Here is a 22,957-nt window from a genome sequence, read left to right on the forward strand (position 1 = left end):
AGGTTAGGAGACTTGATTTCCAGCCACTGAATACATGAAAAAAGCAGGATTATTTTTACTGTTAACTCTTCTCTCAGGCAACCTTTTTGCTCAACAGGACGTTGAAATGGCCGATACCATGCGTTCAAACGGCAAAATTTACGTTGTTGTAGCCGTAATTGCCGTTGTTTTGATCGGTTTGATCATTTACCTCCTGAATCTGGATCGGAAGCTGACCCGACTGGAAAAAGAAATTAAAAAGTAGTACCCCTGATTTACCAATAATTTCGAGCATCACGATGAAAAAAATACACCTCTTAGGTATCGCCGTTATTGCTGCGGCTATTTTCATTCTTCTTTCTACGGCGGGTGACGCCAGTACGTATGTTGATTTCGCAAAGGCTGAGGAGATGGCAAAAGGTGGTGACGACAGTAAAGTACACGTAGTAGGTAACCTTAAAAAGGACATGGCCGGAAAAATTCTGGACATGGAGTACAATCCTGCAGTGAATGCCAATCTATTAACGTTTTCGCTGGTAGATGATCTGGGAGTGGAGCGTAAAGTGATTTACCACGAGCCTAAACCACAGGACATCGAGAAATCGGAGAAAGTGGTTGTCGTAGGCCGTATGGAAAACGGAATCTTCGTTTGCGATCAGGTATTACTCAAATGCCCTTCGAAGTACAACGACGCCAAAGCCCCAACGGCAATGAAATAAATTGATGATTGAATAAGTGGGTTATTCCCTCATTCAATCATTCACGCATTCAATCATTGAATTATGCATTACTGGATTGGAAATACGGGTCACCTGGCTATCCTGACATCGTTCGTGACAGCACTGGTGGCGACGTTTGCCTACACGAAGGCATCACAAAATACGCTGGAGGCCAGCTCCTGGCAGCGATTTGCCCGGTATTCCTTCTACGCTCACGCCGCAGCCGTAGTTACCGTGGTAGCCAGTCTGTACTGGATTATCTACAATCACTATTACGAATATCACTACGCTTGGGATAACTCATCGCGTTCATTACCAGCATATTATGTAATTTCAAGTTTCTGGCAGGATCAGGAGGGAAGCTTCCTGCTCTGGATATTCTGGCTGGCGGTCATTGGAATTTCGCTGATTACTTATTTTAAAAGTAATAAACTCGAACAGAAGGTAAGATTTGAAGCTCCAACCATGGCTATTTTCGGTCTGGTACAGGCATTCCTTTGTTCGATGATTCTGGGTGTGGTGATTCCGGGCCTGGAAATGAAAATTGGTTCTTCGCCCTTTCTGTTGCTACGCGAAGCTCACCCGGAGTGGCCGGTTTGGGCCTTAAAACCCGAATTTATCCCCGAAGATGGGAATGGGCTAAACCCACTGCTCCAGAATCCCTGGATGGTTATTCACCCACCGACCTTGTTCCTGGGTTATGCCCTAACGCTGGTGCCTTTTGCTTTCTGTATTGCCGGTTTGTGGAGAAAAGAATACAAAAGCTGGATCAAGCCTGCCTTGCCCTGGACGGCTCTGGGAGCGTTGATTTTGGGTGTGGGTATCATGATGGGTGCTATCTGGGCGTATGAAACGCTAAACTTCGGCGGCTACTGGAACTGGGATCCCGTTGAAAACGGCATTTATGTACCCTGGTTAGTACTGGTAGCGGCTTTACACACGCTCATTATTTACCAAAACAATAAGAGTACCCTTAAGATTTCCAGCATTCTGGTGATTGCTCAGTTCATCCTCGTCTTATACGCGACATTTATGACGCGAAGCGGAATTCTGGGTAATGCCTCCGTGCACTCTTTTACAGATTTAGGACTTTCGGGTCAGTTGTTGATTTACCTGTTGACGTTTACGGTATTATCCATTGGGTTATTATCGTGGCGTTGGAAAGACATGCCGAGTTCAGACAAAGAAATCTCGACCTATAGCCGTGAGTTCTGGATTTTCTGCGGAGCAACGGTTATTTGTCTGGCAGCATTCCAGGTGATTACCACGACGTCTATTCCGGTTTACAATGCATTATTAGCCAACTTTGGTATTAAGTCAAACATCGCTTTACCCGCCGATCAGGTGAAGCACTATACGGACTTCCAGCTTTGGTTCTTCGTAGTCATCGTAATTCTGAATGCCATCGGACAATACTTCTGGTGGGGTAAAGTAAAGGTTGAAAAGACGGAACCTAAAGTCGAAGGGAACGTATTGGTTACTCGCGGAATGAGTTTCAACCTGGGTGCCTGGGAAGTATTCTCAACACCTCTGATGATCACGTTTGTCTTAACGGCAATTCTGATTGTAGCGATGCAGGTAGGTGCCTGGAACTGGATCTATCTGGTCTTATTACTAGCGGCTATTTTCTCGCTAGTAGTTAACTTTTCTACGATTCTAACGGTACTGAAAGGTAAATGGCAACTCTCTGGTGGAGCCGTTTCGCACATAGGCATTGCCTTAATGCTGATTGGCGTTCTGTTCTCTTCGGGGTATTCAAAGGTCGTTTCTCAGAATAGATCAGGACTGATTATTTTTAACGATAAAAAGGTTGATACCAAAGAAAACGTTGATAATCAGTTGCTATGGATGAATCAGCCACAACAGTTGGACAAATACCTGGTAACCTATAAAGGTCAGTTCCTGGAAGCACGGGAAGTGCCGGGTTATTTACCTAAATCTTGGGTAGAGTTGATAGAAAACGACTTCCATGCCGTAGCAAAACAGGACATCGTAAAAGATGGTAAAACCTATTACAAGAAAGGCGATACGCTGGCGGTTTTCCCTGAAAACACGTATTACGAAGTAGAATACCGTCAGCAGGATGGAAAGATTTTCAGTTTGTTTCCTCGCGTTCAGGTGAATCCAAGGATGGGAAATGCGGTTTCGCCTTCCATTCGTCATGAGTTAACCCGCGATGTCTACACGCACATTACGGATGCTCCGATGCCCAATCAGGAGAAACAATGGAGTGCCACGGAGACGCAAACCGTATCAGTAGGGGACACCCTGATTCTCAATGATTACGTAGCCATGTTCCGCGGTGTAGAACCCGTTCGTGAAGTGGATGGGGTAACGCTCGGTCCTCAGGACGCAGCCGTACAGGCGGACGTTGAAGTGTTTGATAAGAGCGGACGCAGTGTGGCAGTGAAGCCTATTTACTTCATTAAAGACCGCACCGTAGGATTGAAAGCGGCTACCAGTGATGAACTAGGGTTACGCTTACAGCTAGCTCAGATTGATCCTAAAACGGGTCAGTTTACCTTCAATATTAATACCTCTCAACGGGATTACATTGTCATGAAAGCTCTGGAAAAACCACATATTAACCTACTGTGGATTGGTACAGGATTGCTAGTGGTGGGGATGTTTCTGTCGACGGCTCGCCGTTTTAAGGAGAGCAAATAAGGAATACGCATGAAAGGGTTCACACTCAAAGAAATACTCTTACTATCGGCATCCGTAGGTTTCTGATGATCTGGGTGGGAGAAATCATCTCAGGTCGGGTCAACTGGCGGGATTCCTATTTCTGGCTTATGTTCTCGGTGGTAAGCTTGCTGGGGTTTCAGTACTACAAAAACCAGCGGGTGATGCGGGAGAAAAACCAGACGCCTCCGGCACCAGAGGTTAAGCCTCGTAAGAAAAAGTAATCAAAAGCCCTGTTCTGAGAACAGGGCTTTTTTATGACCCTACCTCCGTAGAGACGCGATTCATCCCGTCTGGGTAAAAGTCGATTTTATTAATAACAATTGATGAGAAAACCACTAGTACGAGATTCCAATCTCGTACCCAAAATAGGACCGATTTCTATCTGTTAACCCTGTGAAAGGCAGTTAAAAACTGCTGAATTATAAGTACGAGGTAGGAATCTCGCACCAGTGGGCTAGCAATCTTACATCAGTGGTAGGTTAAATCAATCTTACGGAAAACGGCAAACCGAAAACTGTAAACTAAAAAATGACTATTTTGCAGCAAACTTCTGCAGGCGACTGCCTGTGCTAACGGATGACTTCCCAGGAATTTCTCATCATTTTACTTTCCATGCTGGCCTCTGCCTTTTTTCGGGCATCGAAATGGCTTATGTGTCAGCAAATAAATTATACTTTGAGCTTCAGGCCAAACAAGGCATTGTCACCGGGCAGATCATCTCTGCTTTCCTGAAGCAGCCTTCCAAATTTATCGGCACCATGCTGATTGGAAACACGTTGGCTCTGGTGATTTACGGGATTTACATGGAGGGCTTCCTCCACCATGAGTTCGAAATCTGGCTTTCTCAGTTACCGGAATCTCTGAGTTTTCTGCATAACGATTTCGTTCAGATTATTCTGCCGTCTTTACTGGCAACAATCCTGATTCTGGCCGTTGCGGAGTTTACGCCCAAATCATTATTCCTGCTTAATCCTGATGTTTTTCTGGAAGTATTAGCCATTCCAATATGGCTGGTTTATTACCTGATGTATCCACTGGTATATGCCATTGTTTCGGCTTCCAAATGGTTTATTATTAATGTATTACGGTTAAAATATTCGGAAGTAAAACCCATTTTTGGCGTCACGGATTTATCGAATTACCTCGAGAATATTAACGTTCCCGAAGGCAAAAAAGAAGAAGTTGCCGACGTGGATACCAAGATTTTCAATAACGCTCTGGAGTTTCGGCAGGTAAAAGTGCGGGATTGTATGATTCCCCGGACGGAGATCGTTGCGATAGACATTGAAGAAGGCATGAAAGGCCTGAAAAAGATGCTTCAGGCCAGCGGACACTCAAAAATTCTGATTTACCGAGAATCCATTGAAGATGTCATTGGCTACTGTCACGGGCTGGCGATGTTCAAAAAACCGAAAGACATTGAAAGTATTCTGAATCCGATTCTGATTGTGCCGGAAGCCATGTCGGCTCAGGATTTGATGATCAAGTTTACGCAGGAGCGAAAAAGTGTTGCTCTCGTTGTCGATGAATTTGGGGGAACCTCGGGATTGGTTAGTCTGGAAGATATTATCGAACAGATCTTTGGCGATATTCAGGATGAATATGATGATTCGGAAGACTGGGTGGAAAAGAAAATCGATGACCGCACGTATCTGCTTTCGGCCCGTCATGAAATCGACTACCTGAACGATAAATACGCCTGGAATTTCCCCGAAGGTGATTATGATACGCTCGGCGGGTTGATCATTACCATCAATGAAGACTTACCCCAGCCCAACGAAGTCGTGGTGATGTATCCTTTTCAATTCCAGATTATGGAGATGAAAGATGCCCGAATCGATACCGTTAAACTTACCATCACCGGACCGATTCCCGAAGAACGAAAGCCTTCGAAAGAAATACGGCATTAAGGCTATCGCAGTCGCTCGGCTTTACCAAAAGACTGTGATAAACGAATATACTCCTATGTGCTTTGCCTCAGACGGCCAGGGGTCTACTGCCAGGTGATCACTCGGCAGAGCCGAGCGACTGCGGAACTCTACAGTAACCACAGAGAAAAGAGAAAAACACCATCACCTATCCACCGATACCGCTGGTTTTTTAGAAAAAAATCAGCGTCATAGCGGATGTGGAGTAAGGCCAGACACATCAGGATTTCTGTAAATGCAAACCGACGTTGATAAGGAAACAGATCGGTAAAATTGATGCTCAGGAATAGAATAAGAATGCTGGCTAGAATTAGGAAGTTGACAATGTTGGGTAAGCCATCCCGGAAGATGCTGGAAAAATTGGGTGAGGACAACTTACCTTCTTTCGTTTCCATCCAGGAGAATAACAGGAGGTTCTGAAAGGCGATCAGGCCAAAAATAACAGACAAGCTTTTATCCTGCCAGGAAATATCGGGTTGATTGGCAAAGGCCACTCCCCATACGCCGCCCGTGTAAACCAGAGCAGTAAGGGGCTCTTTCAGGAAGTACCATTTGCTTTTAGGGCCAAGGCGATTGACCATAAATAAATACAAGGCTACTACTCCGGCTAAAATCAAACCCCAGCGAATGAGCGAAAGGGGTAAAAAAGGAGTGATCGCTGCCGCCAATACTCCAGCGGCAATAGTAGCCTTCCACAAAAGGGCGGCATTTTGTAAGTGAAACTGGTGGCGAGGGGTGTTAGGGACTGGTTTTCTGCGAATATCCAGTAAACGGTCCAGCGTATAAATAAACCAGGTTGTCAGGCCCAGACTTGCTAAGGCCCAATAGTTAACTTCTCCTCTTCCGTCGGGTAATCTACTACCAGCAGCGGCACTTAAGACGGCACCGGCTACTATATCCAGGTTAAGCCAATGAATTCTTTGTAATACAGATCGTACTCCCACAACTAATACTTTTCAAAGCCCAAAAGTAGAAAGCTTTTTAGTCCAGAAAGTCGAAAAAGGGGAGATATGTTTTAATAAAATTCAAGAATAAGAACGGAGCTGTGTCGGAAGGGTTATTACTGACCACAAATTCAGACCACTCCGCTATGGGTAATCGATAAAATTGGATGGGTAAGCGTATGTAAGATAGAGCTGCAAACGACCGGGAGATTTACGTCGAGGATGATAACATCGCATTCATTTTGGTCGGCCTATAAAAGAAGCTAAGCGGAGATTGGAGCGGCCGCCGCTGCGGTTTGGAGTTTGGAGCGACCGTCGCTACGGTTTGGAGTTTGGAGTTTGGAGTTTGGAGTTTGGAGTTTGGAGTTTGGAGTTTGGAGTTTGGGAAGGAAAACCGGTAAAGGTAGGGGAAAGGTTTGGAAACGAGAATCATAACCCCGGAGGGGTTTAACATGGATAGCCCCAGGCTGGATAGCCCCGGGTAAAACCCGGGGTTGCATCGGGGTTACCTACTGGATGGACCTCTATGTTAATTCGGGGGTGGGATGTGTTCAGTTATTCTTAATGTTTATAAGCCAAAAAATCGCCCCTTACCCATACGCGATGAAGTCGCTTCTCCACGCAAGGTGTTGGTATGGGCTGTGCTGGAATTGCTAATTTAAAAGAGCAGAGCAATTCATTAAACTTCCACCTGAAGAGGAGCTTCCTTAACTTTTGATACCTCAATCAAATCACCGACTTTAATGCTTTGAGTAATACTTCCGGGAAGTAAGTTTTGGCCGAAGAGAATTTTATTATTCCAGCTTCGGTATTTACTCAGCGTTTTCAGCGGTTCTTTTCCTTTTTCAGCCGTTGTCTGATCAATTGTAGTTAATACACAGCGGGCACAGGGCTTTACTCCAAAAAAATCCTGCGGACCTACCTTAAATGCTGCCCAGGTATCTTCCTCATACGGATTTCCCCCCGTGAAAACCAGATTAGGCCGGAAGCGATTCATGGGAACGGGCGATTCCAGACGAGCGTTCAAATCATTGAGCGATTCCTGACCAATCAACAGAAAAGGATACCCATCCGAGAAACTGGTAATCTCTCCGTGAGAAGCATAGCGGGAGTCAACTTTCCGTTGGGTGCTTTCGGGCTGGAAAACCAAGCGGCAAGGTTGATCCAAGGCTTCACTAAACCAGCGATCCGCTTCCGCAGAAACAGAAAGGGCTTCCATAGTATCGTCCCAAACCTGAACCGTTAATGGTTCGGAGCTGTCATTCTTGAAAGGGATTAACAAAGGCAGGAGATTTTTCTGACGATGCGATACGAGTAAGGATTCCCCTTCAATTTTTACATCAATCAGGGCAAGATCAGGCAAACTCCGTTGAGTCATGAATTTACCATTTGCGTCTATCAACATCCAGCGGCGATCATATTTCAGCCCCCGGGAAGTCAGTTCCGTTTCCGTCAGGGAAATACCAGCGAGCGATTTAATAGGATAAATCCAGATTTCTGATAAAGTCAGGGGAGTGATTCTTGCTTCCATACACAAAACTATAATTTTATTAGAGGAAGATTTTAACGAAAGCAAAAGGATTGTAATAAATGTAGAAACGTTTAAATAACCTAGTTGAGCATAATAAACTGGATAACAGTCTAATAGGATATATTTTTTCGAAAAAAGACTATATCTTCGAAGGTTCTCTACAAGACTTTTAAGTGTTAATGAACGTTAAAGTCGAAATAAAAGTTAACAAGTATGTATATACATTAAATGTAGTTGAATATATTTGCAACGTATTTCAGTAACACCATGTCAATTGAAACGGAAATAAAACAACGAGCGGCATTTACCAGTCCTTTTCATAAGGTTATGGTAAACCTGATTTATACTAATAACTGGATAACTTCGAGAAACTCAGAAGATTTAAAACCGTTTGGATTAACCATTCAGCAGTTCAACGTATTACGTATTCTCCGTGGGCAACATCCAAATGCCATTACAGTGAACGCCATCATTGACCGGATGCTTGACAAAATGTCAAATGCCAGTCGGTTAGTAGATAAGCTTTTAGCTAAAGGCTTGGTTAGTCGCCTGGTTTGTCCGAATGATCGCCGTGCAGTGGATGTTCGGATTACCGACAAAGGCTTGGCTCTCCTGAGTGAGATTGACAAGGGTATGTCGGGTTGGGAAAGCGAAATTACGGGTCGACTGACGGTCGAAGAAGCCGAATTATTGAGCCATTTGCTGGATAAAATGCGTGGAAACTCCACCAGCACCGATTGCGATGGAAATGAAGTTGTTCCTGAACACGAGTCCGTTAACTAAAATTATTCTCCCAAATCAATTAATCAAAAATGAAAACAGTTAAATTCTTCGTTGCTGCTCTTGCAGCTGGTATGTTGTTCGTAAACGCTGCTAAAAAGCCTACGCCTGTTAAAGTAGATGTAGCAAAATCTTCAGTAATCTGGTTGGGTAAAAAAGTAACTGGAGAACACTCAGGAACGATTGCTCTGAAAGATGGCCAATTGATACTCGACGGAGGTAAACTGGTAGGTGGTAACTTCACAATGGACATGAAGACCCTGAAAGTTACGGACGTAAAAGACGAAAAAATGAACGCCAAACTGAAAGGTCACCTGGAAAATGATGATTTCTTCAGCGTAGCTACTCACCCTACTTCTACATTAAAAATTACAAAAGTTACTCCTAAAGGCGGTAACAACTACGAAGTAACGGGCGACCTGACCATCAAAGGAAAAACAAACCCAGTAACGTTCCCCGCAACGGTTGATCCTAAAACGGGTGTAGGTACCGCGAAAATCAAAATTGACCGTGCGAAATATGACATCCGTTACGGTTCAAAAAGCTTCTTCGATAACCTCGGAGACAAAGCCATCAATGATGATTTCGAACTGGACGTAAATCTGGCTACAACGAAATAATTAATTTGTGCTCATAGTACAAAATCCCCGGCGATTCGTTTCGCCGGGGATTTTTTGTAATGATAGAATGATATTGCTTTCAGGGATTGATGTTGGGGTAGAGACGCGATTTTATCGCGTCTAGCCGGGGAATGAAAATCATTTCAATCGTAGCCAAAACCGCCTCTACCCAGACGCGATGAAGTCGCGTCTCTACCTATAAAACTTCGTGTCCCGTTTTAAAACTTTCGGGAAGTTGAATAAACAACTAACAAATTAACAACCGCAACGGTGGCCGTTAACAACTAAACCTCATACAGTTCAATTGGCAGATCGTCTGGATCAGCAGGAAGGTAAAGCGGCGGTGGGTCCATTCGTCGATTCGGATGGGTTCGGTTTCTACACCCTGGTGCGTTAGCTTGGTAATAGCTGCTTCCAGATCCGTCACGGCAAAGGCTAAATGTCGTAAACCCTGAGCTTCGGGCCGACTGGGTCGGGCTGGCGGATTAGGGAAGGAGAATAATTCAATCTGATACAGACCATTAACGGCCAGATCAAGCTTATAGGAATTACGTTCCGCTCGATAGACTTCCCGCACAATTTCCAGTCCTAATACCTCCGTATAAAAATGCTTGGAACGTTCGTAATTGGAGCAGATAATGGCAACGTGATGAATGGACTGTAACATACAGGTAGGTAGAATAAAGGTTTGGTAGGGAGTTATTTCTTGGATTGTTTCATCCGACGAATGAGCTGACTCGAATACAGGAACTCTTCCAGTTCAGGCACTGTCGTATCCAGAATATTCTCGTTGGTTCCTTCCCAAAGTTTCACGCCCTTGTGCAGAAACTTAATATCCTCTCCAATGCCTAACACCGAGTTCATATCGTGGGTAATCACAATCGTCGTAATCTGATATTCATCCGTAATTTCCTGAATCAATTCATCGATTTTAACGCTGGTTAAAGGGTCCAGTCCGGAATTGGGTTCATCGCAGAATAAGTACTTGGGATTCATTACGATGGCTCGGGCAATACCTACGCGTTTCTTCATCCCACCCGAAATCTCGGAAGGCATCCGTTTGGCGGCGTTGTCTAGGCCCACCCGTTTCAAACAGAATTCAGCCCGTTCAGTTTTTTCTTCTTCTGACTGATCCGTCAACATATCCAGCGGGAACTTCACGTTTTCAAGCACGGTCTTCGAATCAAATAGAGCTCCACCCTGAAAAAGTACGCCCATTTCCCGGCGAATGTCCCGCTTGGTATCCGCATCTCCCGACCAGAAATCGCGGCCATTGTAAAGAACCTGACCACTTTCGGGTTTGATCAATCCCACAATACATTTCAGTAATACGGATTTCCCCGTACCCGAACCACCGATAATCAGGCTGGTATTACCGGGTTCAAACTTGCCTGAAATGCCATCCAGAACGACCCGACCATTAAATTCTTTGCGTATATCTTTTATCTCGATCATGACTATTATTTCTCCCTTCCCCGAACGATTCCATCATAATTGGAATCATCCAACGGAATGCATTCAAAAACTTAAAGCAGTAACTGAGCCAGTAAATAATCGGCCACCAGTACGGCAATACAACTATTAGTAACGGCGGTAGTGCTGGCTCTTCCTACTTCCAGTGCTCCTCCTTCGGTGTAATAGCCTCTGAAAGCCGAAATGGAGGTAATCAGGAAGGCAAAAACGACGGTTTTAATCAGAGCAAATGGTACGTTGAAAGGAATAAAGTCGGCCCGGATACCGTAGATGTAATCTTCCGGCGTGATGGCTCCCGTAAGCGTGCCGGCTACGTAACCTCCCCAAATGGAAAGAAAACCTGCCATGGTAATAAGCATGGGAAAGACCAATACAGCGGCAATGATCTTGGGCAATACCAGGTATGAAGCAGAGTTAAGGCCCATCACTTCGAGTGCATCAATCTGTTCTGAAATTCGCATGGTGCCCAAACCGCTGGCAATGTTAGAGCCTACTTTCCCGGCCAGAACGATACAAGTAATGGTAGGAGCAAGCTCTAGTAAGGTCATATCCCGAACGATCAATGAAATGACGTAATCCGGAATGAAGGGGCTGACGAGGTTATAGGCTGTTTGAACGCAGGTTACGGCTCCAATGAAGGTTGACACAATGGAGACAATAAAAATGGAATCGATGCCGATGGCAACGGCTTCTTCTAGTATTTGCTTTACGTATACGCTCACTTTCTCGCGGCGGGTGAAAAGCAAACTAATAAAGATGAAGTAACGCCCGAGTCGGGTAAGTAAATTCATGGCTGAAACGTAGCTAAAGTAAAGGGTAGAAATCAGGAATGGCGGCGAAGCACGGTTCCCAAATTTCAGGTTACTGATTTAATTAAAAAAACAAACCAACGCCCAATCGGGCACTGAGTGTTCCGGCAGTTTGCGTAAAGGCGGGCCGAGCTGTGTTTAAACTAACCGGGCCAAGCGTCGCCTGAATGGGAATATCATCGAAAACCGGACGCGAACGCAAACCATCCACATCGACGAACAGCTTAACTGTTGGTGTTAGTTCATAATGAAGACTTCCTCCGACTCCATACATTAAAGCCTGTGAACTGACTTGAGGGGTCGAAACCCGTAAATCGTACGTATTATTATCCAGCGGAAAAACGGCTCTGCCTTCGCCCACAATGCCGGGAAATTTCACGAAAAGGAGGCCCCCATTTAATCGCAGGTCAACGCGAAACCGGCATCCCAGCTCAAAAGTATAGTAAGGCGAAAGATAAGCCGAAGCAAATCTGAAATTTTCTGCCGTTGCCCGAAGTTCGCTAACCAGCGGAGCATAACCTGCTGGTAGATACCGATTCCTTAGGTATTCTGTCATTTGGGCTTGTTTAACCGAATGCGTCCAGTAGGTTCCGGTCAGGGCTATTCCGAAATGTGGCGAAAAGTCATGTCCAAGCGTCAATCCGTAGTTAGGGCCGATATTGACCAACTCGGCTAATTCCTGCGTATCAGAATCTTCGAACTTCCCATAAGGAATGCTTGGCCCCACGCCAACCTTCACGTAAAACGGAGTTTGAGCGTGTAGAAAGGTACCGATTAGGAGGAAACCCAAAAGCAGGGCGTATTTTCGCATGGGAATATAAATTTTTTACGAATTAAGCACCAGAACACCTGACTGTATGCGGTAAAGAAAAGGTTCTTTTTCTTTTTTTCGTATACGGAATTAATAATTTGCTGATAATGAGTGATTTGAAATCTGATAATGCCATGCACACTTCGGTAGGAAGTCATTTTGGAAGACCCTGGATTGTGGTAACGGGTGGAACCAAAGGAATTGGAAAAGCAATCATTCGACGATTTGTGAAGGATGGTTTTGATGCCATTACCGTAGCACGCAACGCGGAAGACCTGGAACAGTTCAAAAAAGAAACGGAGCAGGAGTTTCCCGGCAGTACCTTATTAACCTATACCGCAGACCTGGGGGAACGCTCCCAATTGGAAGCCTTCGTAGCCTACGTGAAAAGCCAGAATCGACCGCTGGAATTACTGGTGAATAACACTGGGCTTTTTCTGCCGGGCGAAATTCATCAGGAAGAAGAAGGAACCTTTGAATTCCTGATGAATGTAAACGTCGCCTCTGCTTACCACCTGACGCGGGCTTTGTTACCAAACATGCTGGAACGCCAGCGGGGGTATATTGTGAATGTTTGTTCAACGGCAAGTATTACGGCGTATACCAACGGAGGTTCTTACTGCATTTCCAAGTTTGCATTATTAGGGATGACCAAAGTACTACGGGAAGAGCTCAAAACGAAAGGCATTAAAGTAACTGCCGTATTACCCGGAGCCGTATACACCAACAGCTGGGCCGGGACAGACCTACCCGAAAGTCGCTTTATGCAACCTGAAGACGTAGCCGAATTACTCTGGACAAGTTACCACCTGTCACCTTCGGCAGTAGTAGAAGAAATCCTGATCCGCCCACAATTAGGGGATATTTGATGAGTGGTCAGTTTTCGGTTTGCCGTTTTCAATTGGGTTGGATTCCAATCAAACCTGTAATTTGACAGATCATGAGCTTAACGCTTTTGCGTATTGTAGAATTCCACTAGTGTGAAGCCGGATTGTAAATTTGTAATACGAGAGGTAATACTAGCTATACTTGACGAAACTCGTTGAGGGCCAATAATTCGTATTTACAGGATAGATATGCATTGAAAACAGACAATAGCAAACGGAAAACACAGTAATTCTCTTTCGAAAAGATTTGTTTTTAAAAAATTTTATTTTTTAATGAATGTAATGGGGATAAAAAGAATAAATTAAGAAAGAGAAACCTTATTTTCGCCCCAGTTTTCTGCAATTGTTTACCAAAACCTGTTTCCAATTTTCATGGCTGATAACCAGTACTTAGGCATAGACGTGGGCGGAACGAACGTCAAAATGGGCATCGTAGACGCAAACACGGGTAAAATTTCCAACTTTTACAGCCACGATACACTGAGTTGGCGGCAATCTGGCCACTTTGAAGAAAGGCTGGGGGATGCCATTTCGCTGCAATTACTTGATAATCCTTCTCTGACGAAAGTAGGTATTGGCCTGCCGGGAATGATTAATAATAAGCGTACTATACCCCTCGAGATTACAGCTATCCCTGAATTAAATAACGTTAAGTTGGTTGATTACCTGAGCGGTCGTTTTGCCGGGGTATCTTTCTATCTGGAAAATGACGCTAATGCGGCTGCGTTAGGCGAATTTTACTTTGGCGAAGAGAAAATCGACGAGAACTATATCTTCATTACCCTCGGAACGGGAGTAGGTGGAGCGGCTATTCTGAACCGTCGTGTATTCACGGGCGGGAACGGAAACGCTATGGAACCCGGTCATATTCCTTCCGTAAATGGGAAAGTGCTGGAGCGTAACATCGGTAAAAACGAGTTACTCAACCTGGCCAATGGCATGCGGAAAGACTACGCCGGAGCGACGCAATTACCCGGTGATGGCACGATCTCAACGACAGGTCTGGTAGCTGCGGCTGCAGCTGATGATGAACTGGCTCTGAAAATCTTCGAACGCGTAGGCGAAATTTTAGGAGATGGTCTGGCTTCATTGGTACGGATCCTGGACATTAACCTGATCCTGATCGGTGGTGGTTTATCGGCCTCTTTCGATTTCATTATGCCTGCTGTTTGGAAACAACTCAAATACTGGCTCACTCCTTATAACCTGGAAACCATGGAAATCAAACGGGCTACGCTCGGAAATGATGCCGGACTTCTGGGTGCTGCTTCACTGTGCTTCGACGTGCAGGACGGTGCCGGAGCTGAAGGATAAGCTGTTGAAGTTAAATTTCATCGTTGAAAAGCCCCTTTCTGGAAAGAACAGGGGCTTTTTTCGTAATCAATCATACGAGCCACTAACGTTCAAATCGTCTTTATCCAAAAGAAAACCAGAAAACCCAAGGGCAATTGCTCTATTTTGTGTTTTTTAGAGGATTAATTTGAATATAATGAAGTTTATTCGTTACGCCTGCTTGCTGCTGCTGCCGCTTTCTTCCCTGGCACAAACCAAGATCAATACGGCAAAACCCTGGGCGTACTGGTGGTGGATGGGGAGTGCGGTCACCGAAGAGGGAATCCGTAAAAACCTGAAAGACTACGCTGACGCGGGGTTGGGAGGTTTACACATCATTCCCATCTACGGAGTGAAGGGGTACGAGCAGCAATTCCTGCCCTTTCTGAGTCCATCATGGAATAAGGCTCTGGACATTACCTTGAAGGAAGCCGAAAAATTAGGGTTGGGCATTGACTTAAGCTTGGGGACGGGCTGGCCTTATGGGGGGCCCTGGGTAAGGGAAAGCGATGGGGCCCGGAAGTTTGACTTTCAGGGGGATAGCTTACTAAACTTACCCACGAAACAACAGGTAAAACGGGCGGCTCCCGGTGGCGAAGGACTCGTCGTTAACCCTTTCGACGAAACGGCCATTCGCAATTACCTGACTCATTTTGAGCAGAACCTTCTCAAAAACAACAAAGTACGTTCCTATTATAACGACTCGTACGAAGTATACGGGGCTACCTGGACCAATGATTTCTTACCTGAATTCAAACGTCGTAGAGGGTATGACTTTAATCCGGCGATTTTAAAACGAAAAGAGAATTTAACAGAGGAAGAACGCCAGCAGTGGGCCGATTACCATACGACTTTATCCGAACTGCTAAGGGATCGTTTTACTAGTTTATGGACGAAATGGTCGACGAAAAATGGAAAAATTACCCGCGATCAGGCCCACGGTTCTCCCGGAAATATCATTGATTTATACGCTCTGGCGGACATACCTGAAACGGAATACTTCGGTAGCAAACAGTATAAAATTCCTAACTACCGTTTAGACCCCGACTATGATTCTACCCGCTTTGGCGTTCCCGGAACCTTGACCATGCAGTTTGCTTCATCAGCGGCTCACCTGACGGGAAAAACGCTGGTATCTTCCGAAACCTCAACCTGGTTGGCTGAACATTTTCGGGTATCACTTTCGCAGATTAAACCCATTGTGGATGAGTTATTTACGGGCGGAGTTAATCACATCTTCTATCACGGCATACCCTATTCCCCACCCGAAGAAAAATGGCCCGGCTGGCTATTTTATGCTTCGACTAATTATAACCAGCAAAGCCATTTCTGGAAAGATTTACCGGAACTGAACCGATACATTACCGCAGGTCAGGAGCGATTACAGGCCGCCAAACCTGATGCCAGTGTATTGCTATACTTCCCGATTCAGGATGTTTGGCATGGTGTAGCAGCGGGCGAAGCTCCCTTTTTATTTGATGTTCATGCAAATTCCCGTCGCTGGCTGAATGATACGCCTTTTGGTGCTACAGCTTCCGAACTTCGGATGCACGGGTATCAGTCCGATTTTGTGTCGGATAGTCTGTTACATCGTTTTTCGGTGAAAAATGGAAAACTTGTTTCCGAGGCCGGAACGGTGTATCCCGCTCTGGTTATTCCAGAAACGAAATACATGCCGATTGAAACGCTAGCGAAGCTTCAGGAACTAAGTAAACAGGGAGCGAAAATTGTTTTTGTGAAGGCATTACCTGCTCAGGCCAGCGGTTACCACAACGGGCAAACGCGGAAACAGCAATGGACCGAGCTTTCCAAACTGTTACAACCACTCGTAGCGGCGGATTACCTGCAAAAGCTGAAAGCATGGAAGATTCGTCAGGAAAATATGGCTGAGCTGGGGCTTTCCTACATTCGGAAAAAAATGCAGAAGGGACCTTATACTTCGTTACTAATTTAGGGAATGAATTTCATCGGGGAACGTTGCGGTTAGCCAGTGCGGCTCGTTCCGTAGAGGTAACGGATCCCTTGAGAAATCGTCAGGGGTATGTTCCGGTAAGGGCTCAGGCGGATAGTACATCGGAAATTGAACTGGCTCTGGAACCCGGAGAGTCAGTATTTCTGCAAACTTTTGCTTCCATGCGAAAAGGAAAAGCTTGGCCAGAATATCCGCTGGCGAAAGATACGTTAAGCATTAAGGGCATCTGGAAAATTGATTTTCTGGAAGGTCAGCCGCAAATGCCGCCGCCATTGGCTACGTCCCGACTGGTTTCCTGGACGGAGCTGGACCATTCTGAAAGTGAGAGCTTTAGTGGAACGGGCCGCTATTCTATTCAATTCAAATTACCTGCTAACTGGGAACCGGGAGAAAATAGAGTATTGGATTTAGGTTCCGTCCGGGAAACGGCCACGGTTCGTCTGAATGGTCAGTTACTTGGCAAACTCTGGAGCTTGCCTTACCGAATTCAGATTCCTGCCCAGTTACTGAAAGCCCAGAATACGCTGGAAGTAGACGTAACCAATAGCTCGGCTAACCGAATTCGAAAATTGGATACGGATAAATTTCCCTGGCGGAAGTTCTACGATATCAACTTTATAAGCATTCAGTATAAGCCATTCGACGCTTCCAGATGGGAACTGGAACCTTCGGGCTTATTAGGGCCAGTGGTTATTTATAAATAGTTTTCAGTTTTCAGTTGGAAATAGAAAACCCATAAAGGTAGGGAAGAGGTTTGGAAATGGAAGTGATAACCCCGGAGGGGTTTAATATGAGTAGCCCCGGATGATAATCCGGGGTAACCAGTCTGGACATTTCTGCCACCCTGACTGGTGTCTTCACCAGCCCTTACTAAAAGCATAGAGGTTGGTGAGGACACCAATCAAGGCGTATAAGGTAGGGAAGAGGTTTGGAAATGGGAGGCATAACCCCGGAGGGGTTCAACATGGATAGCCCTGGATGTTAATCCGGGGTTTTTACGTTATCATCAAGTATTCATCCCCCCTGGCTGGTATCCCCACCAGCCATTACTAAATGCCTAGCGGTTGGTGAGGACACCAACCAAGGCGGAGAGGCTATCTAGCCCAGGACCATCCAGCCTGGAGCTCTTCCTATGCAACCCCGATGGGGTTATTTTTGGGATGGATAATCCCCGCATACAGACCATCGATCTGCGACAAATCGACTCCAGATGGCAAGTCTGGAATTGCAATGAAGCAAAGAATAGCGAAACTTAGTAACCTCTGTGCAAAAACGCTGAGTAGCTTTTGGGTGAATGCTACTTCCCAAAGAGATCATCCGCGTCAAATTTCACGGGTAATAAATCGGCAATGGATTCTGTAGCAATAATACCACCGCCGGGCTGGAGCATGAGCAATCGGATGGGTTCTTTCTGCCGATGTTCGTATTCCAGCATTGACTGCCGACAATTACCACAAGGGGAAACGGGCTGAAAAACAGACCCTTCGCCGGGGCGAGCCAATACCGCAATCGACTTGATTTTTATATCTGGATAATTCGCTCCAGCCCAGAAAATAGCCGAACGCTCTGCACAGGAACCCGATGGGAAAGCCGCATTTTCCTGGTTGTTAGCGGTGATAATGTTACCATCTTCCAGTAATAGAGCGGCTCCTACGTGGAAGTTTGAATAAGGAGCGTAAGATTTATAAGTCGCTTCTTTTGCTTGCTGAACCAACTTTTGCTCCGCTTCGGGAAGCTCATTTTCAGAAGAATAGGAAGTCAGATTTACCTGTAATTGCAATTTTTTCATAGACCATTTGTAAGGAGGGAAGAATATAACCTGATCTATCGAAAAAATGTTTCCTAAGAGAAGCTGTCTTTAAATAAAATACTCCTCTGGTGCGAGATTCCATCTCGTTCCTAAAACAAAGGCAGGTTCTCACCTGCCGTTATACCCCTGACCTTGTCATCCAGAGTGAAGGGAAGAACCTAATTGCCATCTCGAATTTACTTGAACCTGAGGGCCCTTTAGTAAACGTAAAAGTCGCCCCATCCGGCCTAAGTTCTCTTTCTGTGGTCGAGATGACAGCTTGAATAAGAAGCTTGTTACCTTGAGCAAAAGATAAAGGTCGACGATGAGACAATTGAACAGCCTTTTGGGTTGATACAAGAAGAACCTGCATGGCATTTATTCCCATGCAGGTTCTTCTTGTATCAAAAATATCAATTTTAAGCATTCGCCAGAATCTCGCCAAACTGAATGGCAAAGTGCGATTCATTATAAACACATTTGCCATCGCGAATCAGTAATACCTGTGGCGATTCGTGTTGTACTTCAAATTTTTCAGCAATAGCCTGCGAAATGGGACGATAGCGTAATAAGTCCAGGTAATAACTTTCAATGCCTTGACTGTCATCCCATTGACGTTCCAGTCGGGACTTGGCTGTGGCACTGATGGAGCAGGTTGTGCTGTGTTTATAAATGAGAACCGGATGATCAAAAGACGCTTGTGCAATCGTTTCTAATTGTTCCAGTTCAGTAATGGCTTGCCAGTTCATAGGAAATTAAGAATATAAAAAGATGTCTTTGAATAAGTCTGTATTCAACCTCGAACGTTCGAATACGCCGACAAAGTTCTATTTTTGGTGCGTAAAAAGTTTATTCCAGACCTTGTATTCTTTCTTTTATACTATTTCTGTCTTTTTTATGCAGTTGGGGTTTCGCCTGGCCGCTTTTTTTCATCCCAAAGCCCGGCTGTGGATTGAAGGACGAAAACAGCTTTGGCGTCAACTGGAGCATTACCAGCCGTCACCTCAAACCGCGTGGTTTCACTGTGCGTCAGTGGGAGAGTTTGAACAGGCCCGGCCCGTACTCGAGACGTTTCGGAAAGAAAACCCGGATTGGAAAATTGTTCTGACGTTTTTTTCACCCTCGGGTTATGAACTTCGGAAAAATTATAACCAGGCAGATTTAGTTTGTTACCTGCCACTGGATACCGCCAAAAATGCCCGACAATTTGTAGACATTATTCAACCCAAAATGGCCTTTTGGGTGAAATATGAGTTCTGGTATCATCACTTACATGAACTCAAAAAACGGAATGTTCCAGTCCTTCTATTTTCCGCCATTTTCCGTCCCGATCAAATTTTCTTCAAGTCGTACGGCGGTTTTTACCGAACGATTCTGAAATGCTTTTCGCATCTTTTCGTACAGAATGAAGAGTCGCTGAAATTACTCAAAAGCATTTCTATTACCAATGTTAGTTTATCGGGAGATACCCGTTTTGATCGCGTGGTGGAGATTGCCCGGGAGGCCAAAAGCTTTCCTGTTGTTGAGCAATTTTGTGGAGAGGCAAAGGTATTAGTCGGTGGGTCGGTCTGGCCGGAAGACTGGGAAACGATAGCTTATTGCATAAATGAATACGTTGGGAAACATACACTAAAGTATATTATAGCTCCGCACGAGATTGATATTCAACAAATAGAGCAATGGAGTAATGAAGTGTCCGTAAAATCCGTTCGGTATTCTCAGGCAACTTCCGAAGCCATTCAGCAGGCCGATTTGTTGTGGATTGATAACATTGGGATGTTGGCGAGCTTATACCGGTATGGGCATTTTGCCTTTGTGGGTGGGGCTTATAAAAATGGGTTACACAACATCGTAGAAGCCGCCGTTTGGGGTATGCCGCTGTTCTTTGGTGACAAGAAATACCGAAAGTTTCAGGAAGCTCACGATTTACTAGCTTTAGGTTCGGCTCATGCGGTAGCGGATGGTACGGAATTTACGAGGATATTTACAAACTTATTACAACAGCCTGATCTATACCAGCACGAAGCCGAAACCAGCCGAGCGTATGTATACAGCAAAATCGGAGCTACGGAGCAGATTATGCATAGTTTAAAAGTTTAACTAGGTTTGAAATTGGTTCGAGGAGGTTTGAATGGAGTTTGAAGTATGAATGGATTGTTTGAAAGTAGTTTAATAGTAGGTTTGAAGAAGTTTGAAGTTAGTTCGAGAAAGTTTAAATAGGGTTTGAAGTAGGAGTTAGGTAATTGTTTGATGAGGTTTGAACGGTTCGATAGTAATCTCAGACGTTTTCCATCAAACCTCCTCAGACCAGATCAAACTTACTTTATAGTCATGAAATAGATGTCAGAAAAAGGAATAGTCATACGATCAACGGGCTCCTGGTACGATGTACGGGATGAAGAAGGCCATGTTTGGCAGGCTCGATTGAAAGGAAAATTTAAGCTCAAAGGTCTGAAAACCTCCAATCCGTTGGCGGTGGGAGATCGGGTTAGGATGGACATTGAAAATGAGAATGAAAATACGGCCATCATTAACGAGATAGAAGATCGGGATAATTACATCGCCCGGGCATCGGTTCATAAAACCAGTCAGGCTCATTTGTTGGCTGCCAATGTCGATCAGGCCGTCTTGATTGTTACCCTTGATTTCCCACGCACGTCGCTTGGTTTTATTGATCGGTTTCTGGTCTCAGCAGAATCGTTCCGAATTCCGGTATTAATCGTCTTTAATAAGCAGGATATTTTCGATGAAGAAGGCCGCGATCAGCATCAGCCCATCATGGACATGTACGCTAATCTGGGGTATGGTACCTTGCGTACCTCGGCCTTGACGGGTGAAGGAATCGAGGAGTTAAAAGCTTTGTTGAAAGACAAAGTATCATTGATTTCCGGCCATTCGGGGGTGGGTAAATCAACGCTGGTAAATACCATCGCTCCCGATCTGGATTTACGCACCAGCGAAGTATCTACTTTCGCCAATAAAGGCGTGCACACCACGACTTTCGCCGAAATGTTTGAACTCGAATCGGGTACGTATCTGATTGATACACCGGGGATTAAAGAACTGGGGTTAATTGATATGGCTCCGTCTGAAATCAGTCATTACTTTCCAGAAATGCGGGAGTTACTCAATGAATGTAAATATCATAACTGCCTTCATGTGAATGAACCCGCCTGTGCGGTGCGGGATGCTGTAGAGGCTGAAACGATTGCTCTGAGCCGTTATCACAGTTATCTGGGAATGTTACAGGGCGATGATAACCGTCGATAAATCAATACGTTGTCCAAAAGAATTCGTAAGTAAACCATTAACTCATCACATCCATGCAGCCTTCCACGCCCAATCCCATGACTCGGTTTTTTGGGGCTTTTTTTACGATTTTAGGAACCATGATTATTCTTTTCGCCTGTGTTGCTTTTCTTAATGATGGGAAGACTACGCTGGGCTGGAAAATCTCCCAATGGGAATCGCTAGTGCCTTTTTTAGTAGGAACCGTGTTTCTCATTACGGGGGTTAACATGATGCGGAATTAAGTATAGATTGAATTGAATCAACGGGCAGAATTGAAAAGTTAGAGTTGACGTTTTCGAAAGAACAGCGTCTTTTAAAAATAATTACTTTGAAAAGGGAACAATCTTTTCAAAAAACGTATTGGAATTATGCAATGAAAATGCGTTACTTTTGCCATTTCTATCCGATAAATTCAATTTAGTAATACCAATATGAAGCTGCAGCCTGTCGACATTGTTACGGACATCTCTGGTGAAGAGTTTCGCGAAAAATATTTAAAAACCCATCGCCCGGTTATTCTGCGGGGTATCACCGAAAAGTGGCCTGCTTTTGAAAAGTGGCGTCTGGATTACTTCAAGACCCTGGCGGGAAATATCGAAGTACCTTTGTACGATAACTCCAAACCTACGCCGAGTTCGAAGCTGAATCAGCCTGACAAGGTGATGAAGTTTGGAGAATATCTGGACTTAATTGCTTCAGGACCAGTAGATTTGCGGATGTTCTTGTTCAATATTTTTGATCACATCCCTGATCTGTGTAATGACTTTACCTTCCCTGAACATCTCATGAAAGGCTTCCTCAAGAAGTATCCAATGATGTTCTTCGGTGGTGCCGGTTCAATCGTGTATTTGCACTACGATATGGACTTGTCGAATGTATTCCTGACGCAGTTTCACGGTAAAAAACGGGTAATCCTGTTTGATCAGAAATATTCGAAACACCTCTACCGGATGCCCTACGGTATCTTGAGTTACGTGGATCCCGAAAACCCTGATTACGAGAAACACCCGGCCATGCGTTATCTGGAAGGATACGATTGCATCATGGAACATGGGGATATGTTATACATTCCTTCCGGCGTGTGGCATTACATGAATTACCTGGAAGGGGGATATGCTCTGGCCGTTCGTGCCTTCGATCCCTCCATTTCAACGCGTGCAGAAGGGATCTTCAACATCACGGCCATGCGGACGTTCGATGATTTAATGAAGAAAAACTTCGGTAAACGCTGGTGGAATTATAAATCCCGTAAAGCAGAAGAATTTGCTAATCAAGTAGTTGTAGAAAATGGCGGCAAAGGTCGCATTCTCGAAACGGTATAAGTTTTAGTGATTGGATGTTAAAAAAACGGCTCTACTTGGATTTTCCAGTTAGGGCCGTTTTTTATGCAGAGCCGCGACTTCA

22 protein-coding genes and 1 pseudogene are annotated in these 22,957 nt (G+C 44.9%); 15 read left to right on the forward strand and 8 right to left on the reverse strand.

The window, feature by feature from the left end; translation table 11 throughout:
• The first annotated feature begins 34 nt into the window (after positions 1 to 34).
• The 5 genes from BWI96_RS04970 to BWI96_RS04985 all read left to right on the forward strand — a co-directional run bounded on the left by BWI96_RS04970 (position 35) and on the right by BWI96_RS04985 (position 5,296).
• Positions 35 to 244 carry a CcmD family protein gene (locus tag BWI96_RS04970; protein ID WP_106635582.1) on the forward strand — a complete coding sequence of 70 codons (210 nt, stop codon included), beginning with the start codon at positions 35 to 37 and terminating at the stop codon, positions 242 to 244.
• 34 nt (positions 245 to 278) lie between these two features.
• Positions 279 to 698, forward strand: a complete 420-nt coding sequence (locus BWI96_RS04975; RefSeq protein WP_106635583.1) for a cytochrome c maturation protein CcmE — start codon at positions 279 to 281, stop codon at positions 696 to 698.
• Positions 699 to 761: 63 nt separating this feature from the next.
• A complete protein-coding gene (gene ccsA, locus BWI96_RS04980) occupies positions 762 to 3,365 on the forward strand; it encodes a cytochrome c biogenesis protein CcsA (RefSeq protein ID WP_232793580.1) in 2,604 nt (867 codons plus the stop codon).
• Between the two features lie 65 nt (positions 3,366 to 3,430).
• Complete coding sequence (locus BWI96_RS21435; RefSeq protein WP_157830217.1) at positions 3,431 to 3,607, forward strand: hypothetical protein; 177 nt, start codon at positions 3,431 to 3,433, stop codon at positions 3,605 to 3,607.
• A 423-nt stretch (positions 3,608 to 4,030) separates the two neighbouring features.
• Positions 4,031 to 5,296, forward strand: coding sequence for a hemolysin family protein (locus BWI96_RS04985; protein WP_106635665.1), 1,266 nt, complete (start codon positions 4,031 to 4,033; stop codon positions 5,294 to 5,296).
• 128 nt (positions 5,297 to 5,424) lie between these two features.
• Here the strand turns inward: BWI96_RS04985 and BWI96_RS04990 are convergent, their stop codons facing one another.
• Entirely contained in the window at positions 5,425 to 6,258 is an 834-nt protein-coding gene (locus tag BWI96_RS04990) for a hypothetical protein (protein WP_106635585.1), read from the reverse strand.
• A gap of 679 nt (positions 6,259 to 6,937) precedes the next feature.
• The gene (locus BWI96_RS05000) at positions 6,938 to 7,789 is read right to left on the reverse strand and encodes an MOSC domain-containing protein (protein WP_106635587.1); all 852 of its coding nucleotides are present in this window, start codon (positions 7,787 to 7,789) and stop codon (positions 6,938 to 6,940) included.
• 267 nt (positions 7,790 to 8,056) lie between these two features.
• Between BWI96_RS05000 and BWI96_RS05005 the strand changes: the two genes are divergently transcribed.
• On the forward strand, positions 8,057 to 8,572 hold the full coding sequence (locus BWI96_RS05005) for a MarR family winged helix-turn-helix transcriptional regulator (protein WP_106635588.1): 516 nt from the start codon (positions 8,057 to 8,059) through the stop codon (positions 8,570 to 8,572).
• Positions 8,573 to 8,601: 29 nt separating this feature from the next.
• A complete protein-coding gene (locus BWI96_RS05010) occupies positions 8,602 to 9,189 on the forward strand; it encodes a YceI family protein (protein WP_106635589.1) in 588 nt (195 codons plus the stop codon).
• Between the two features lie 284 nt (positions 9,190 to 9,473).
• On the opposite strand, the pseudogene BWI96_RS05015 reads toward BWI96_RS05010, so the two are convergent.
• From BWI96_RS05015 to BWI96_RS05030, 4 genes and pseudogenes are all read right to left on the reverse strand, one after another.
• A pseudogene (locus BWI96_RS05015) lies at positions 9,474 to 9,856 on the reverse strand (VOC family protein).
• 32 nt (positions 9,857 to 9,888) lie between these two features.
• The gene (locus BWI96_RS05020; protein WP_106635590.1) at positions 9,889 to 10,644 is read right to left on the reverse strand and encodes an ABC transporter ATP-binding protein; all 756 of its coding nucleotides are present in this window, start codon (positions 10,642 to 10,644) and stop codon (positions 9,889 to 9,891) included.
• A 71-nt stretch (positions 10,645 to 10,715) separates the two neighbouring features.
• On the reverse strand, positions 10,716 to 11,453 hold the full coding sequence (locus BWI96_RS05025; RefSeq protein WP_106635591.1) for an ABC transporter permease: 738 nt from the start codon (positions 11,451 to 11,453) through the stop codon (positions 10,716 to 10,718).
• Positions 11,454 to 11,535: 82 nt separating this feature from the next.
• Positions 11,536 to 12,282 carry a hypothetical protein gene (locus BWI96_RS05030; protein ID WP_106635592.1) on the reverse strand — a complete coding sequence of 249 codons (747 nt, stop codon included), beginning with the start codon at positions 12,280 to 12,282 and terminating at the stop codon, positions 11,536 to 11,538.
• Positions 12,283 to 12,389: 107 nt separating this feature from the next.
• On the opposite strand from BWI96_RS05030, the gene BWI96_RS05035 reads away from it, so the two are divergent.
• From BWI96_RS05035 to BWI96_RS05050, 4 genes are all read left to right on the forward strand, one after another.
• Positions 12,390 to 13,151: an SDR family oxidoreductase gene (locus BWI96_RS05035; protein ID WP_232793581.1), complete on the forward strand. Its 762-nt coding sequence runs from the start codon at positions 12,390 to 12,392 to the stop codon at positions 13,149 to 13,151.
• Between the two features lie 390 nt (positions 13,152 to 13,541).
• Positions 13,542 to 14,483 (forward strand): ROK family protein, encoded by a 942-nt coding sequence (locus BWI96_RS05040; protein ID WP_106635593.1) that lies wholly within the window; start codon positions 13,542 to 13,544, stop codon positions 14,481 to 14,483.
• Positions 14,484 to 14,658: 175 nt separating this feature from the next.
• Complete coding sequence (locus tag BWI96_RS05045; protein WP_106635594.1) at positions 14,659 to 16,455, forward strand: glycosyl hydrolase; 1,797 nt, start codon at positions 14,659 to 14,661, stop codon at positions 16,453 to 16,455.
• Positions 16,456 to 16,478: 23 nt separating this feature from the next.
• A complete protein-coding gene (locus tag BWI96_RS05050; protein WP_106635595.1) occupies positions 16,479 to 17,177 on the forward strand; it encodes a glycosylhydrolase-like jelly roll fold domain-containing protein in 699 nt (232 codons plus the stop codon).
• A 593-nt stretch (positions 17,178 to 17,770) separates the two neighbouring features.
• On the opposite strand, the gene BWI96_RS05055 is transcribed toward BWI96_RS05050, so the two are convergent.
• Together BWI96_RS05055 and ytxJ are read right to left on the reverse strand one after the other, a co-directional pair.
• A complete protein-coding gene (locus BWI96_RS05055) occupies positions 17,771 to 18,262 on the reverse strand; it encodes a cytidine deaminase (protein ID WP_106635596.1) in 492 nt (163 codons plus the stop codon).
• A gap of 419 nt (positions 18,263 to 18,681) precedes the next feature.
• The gene (gene ytxJ, locus BWI96_RS05065) at positions 18,682 to 19,011 is read right to left on the reverse strand and encodes a bacillithiol system redox-active protein YtxJ (RefSeq protein ID WP_106635598.1); all 330 of its coding nucleotides are present in this window, start codon (positions 19,009 to 19,011) and stop codon (positions 18,682 to 18,684) included.
• 148 nt (positions 19,012 to 19,159) lie between these two features.
• Between ytxJ and BWI96_RS05070 the strand changes: the two genes are divergently transcribed.
• The 4 genes from BWI96_RS05070 (at position 19,160) to BWI96_RS05085 (ending at position 22,875) form a co-directional block, all read left to right on the forward strand.
• A complete protein-coding gene (locus BWI96_RS05070) occupies positions 19,160 to 20,362 on the forward strand; it encodes a 3-deoxy-D-manno-octulosonic acid transferase (RefSeq protein WP_106635667.1) in 1,203 nt (400 codons plus the stop codon).
• Between the two features lie 240 nt (positions 20,363 to 20,602).
• Entirely contained in the window at positions 20,603 to 21,532 is a 930-nt protein-coding gene (gene rsgA, locus BWI96_RS05075) for a ribosome small subunit-dependent GTPase A (RefSeq protein WP_106635599.1), read from the forward strand.
• Positions 21,533 to 21,585: 53 nt separating this feature from the next.
• A complete protein-coding gene (locus BWI96_RS05080; protein ID WP_198555145.1) occupies positions 21,586 to 21,795 on the forward strand; it encodes a hypothetical protein in 210 nt (69 codons plus the stop codon).
• A 189-nt stretch (positions 21,796 to 21,984) separates the two neighbouring features.
• Positions 21,985 to 22,875 carry a cupin-like domain-containing protein gene (locus BWI96_RS05085; protein WP_106635600.1) on the forward strand — a complete coding sequence of 297 codons (891 nt, stop codon included), beginning with the start codon at positions 21,985 to 21,987 and terminating at the stop codon, positions 22,873 to 22,875.
• Positions 22,876 to 22,957: the final 82 nt, after the last annotated feature.

The organism is Siphonobacter sp. SORGH_AS_0500, from assembly GCF_002838835.1.
In the GTDB taxonomy this organism is placed as follows: Bacteria; Bacteroidota; Bacteroidia; order Cytophagales; family Spirosomataceae; genus Siphonobacter.

Bases quoted from the DNA above. Each gene is read 5' to 3' on its own strand.
- BWI96_RS05080 (WP_198555145.1), top strand. From the start codon at position 21,586: ATGCAGCCTTCCACGCCCAATCCCATGACTCGGTTTTTTGGGGCTTTT.
- BWI96_RS05000 (WP_106635587.1), bottom strand. From the start codon at position 7,789: ATGGAAGCAAGAATCACTCCCCTGACTTTATCAGAAATCTGGATTTAT.
- BWI96_RS05055 (WP_106635596.1), bottom strand. From the start codon at position 18,262: ATGAAAAAATTGCAATTACAGGTAAATCTGACTTCCTATTCTTCTGAA.
- BWI96_RS05005 (WP_106635588.1), top strand. From the start codon at position 8,057: ATGTCAATTGAAACGGAAATAAAACAACGAGCGGCATTTACCAGTCCT.
- ccsA (WP_232793580.1), top strand. From the start codon at position 762: ATGCATTACTGGATTGGAAATACGGGTCACCTGGCTATCCTGACATCG.
- BWI96_RS04975 (WP_106635583.1), top strand. From the start codon at position 279: ATGAAAAAAATACACCTCTTAGGTATCGCCGTTATTGCTGCGGCTATT.
- ytxJ (WP_106635598.1), bottom strand. From the start codon at position 19,011: ATGAACTGGCAAGCCATTACTGAACTGGAACAATTAGAAACGATTGCA.
- BWI96_RS05035 (WP_232793581.1), top strand. From the start codon at position 12,390: ATGAGTGATTTGAAATCTGATAATGCCATGCACACTTCGGTAGGAAGT.
- BWI96_RS04985 (WP_106635665.1), top strand. From the start codon at position 4,031: ATGGCTTATGTGTCAGCAAATAAATTATACTTTGAGCTTCAGGCCAAA.
- BWI96_RS21435 (WP_157830217.1), top strand. From the start codon at position 3,431: ATGATCTGGGTGGGAGAAATCATCTCAGGTCGGGTCAACTGGCGGGAT.
- BWI96_RS05070 (WP_106635667.1), top strand. From the start codon at position 19,160: ATGCAGTTGGGGTTTCGCCTGGCCGCTTTTTTTCATCCCAAAGCCCGG.
- BWI96_RS05040 (WP_106635593.1), top strand. From the start codon at position 13,542: ATGGCTGATAACCAGTACTTAGGCATAGACGTGGGCGGAACGAACGTC.
- BWI96_RS05045 (WP_106635594.1), top strand. From the start codon at position 14,659: ATGAAGTTTATTCGTTACGCCTGCTTGCTGCTGCTGCCGCTTTCTTCC.
- BWI96_RS05020 (WP_106635590.1), bottom strand. From the start codon at position 10,644: ATGATCGAGATAAAAGATATACGCAAAGAATTTAATGGTCGGGTCGTT.
- BWI96_RS05010 (WP_106635589.1), top strand. From the start codon at position 8,602: ATGAAAACAGTTAAATTCTTCGTTGCTGCTCTTGCAGCTGGTATGTTG.
- BWI96_RS05025 (WP_106635591.1), bottom strand. From the start codon at position 11,453: ATGAATTTACTTACCCGACTCGGGCGTTACTTCATCTTTATTAGTTTG.
- BWI96_RS05085 (WP_106635600.1), top strand. From the start codon at position 21,985: ATGAAGCTGCAGCCTGTCGACATTGTTACGGACATCTCTGGTGAAGAG.
- BWI96_RS04970 (WP_106635582.1), top strand. From the start codon at position 35: ATGAAAAAAGCAGGATTATTTTTACTGTTAACTCTTCTCTCAGGCAAC.
- BWI96_RS05030 (WP_106635592.1), bottom strand. From the start codon at position 12,282: ATGCGAAAATACGCCCTGCTTTTGGGTTTCCTCCTAATCGGTACCTTT.
- rsgA (WP_106635599.1), top strand. From the start codon at position 20,603: ATGTCAGAAAAAGGAATAGTCATACGATCAACGGGCTCCTGGTACGAT.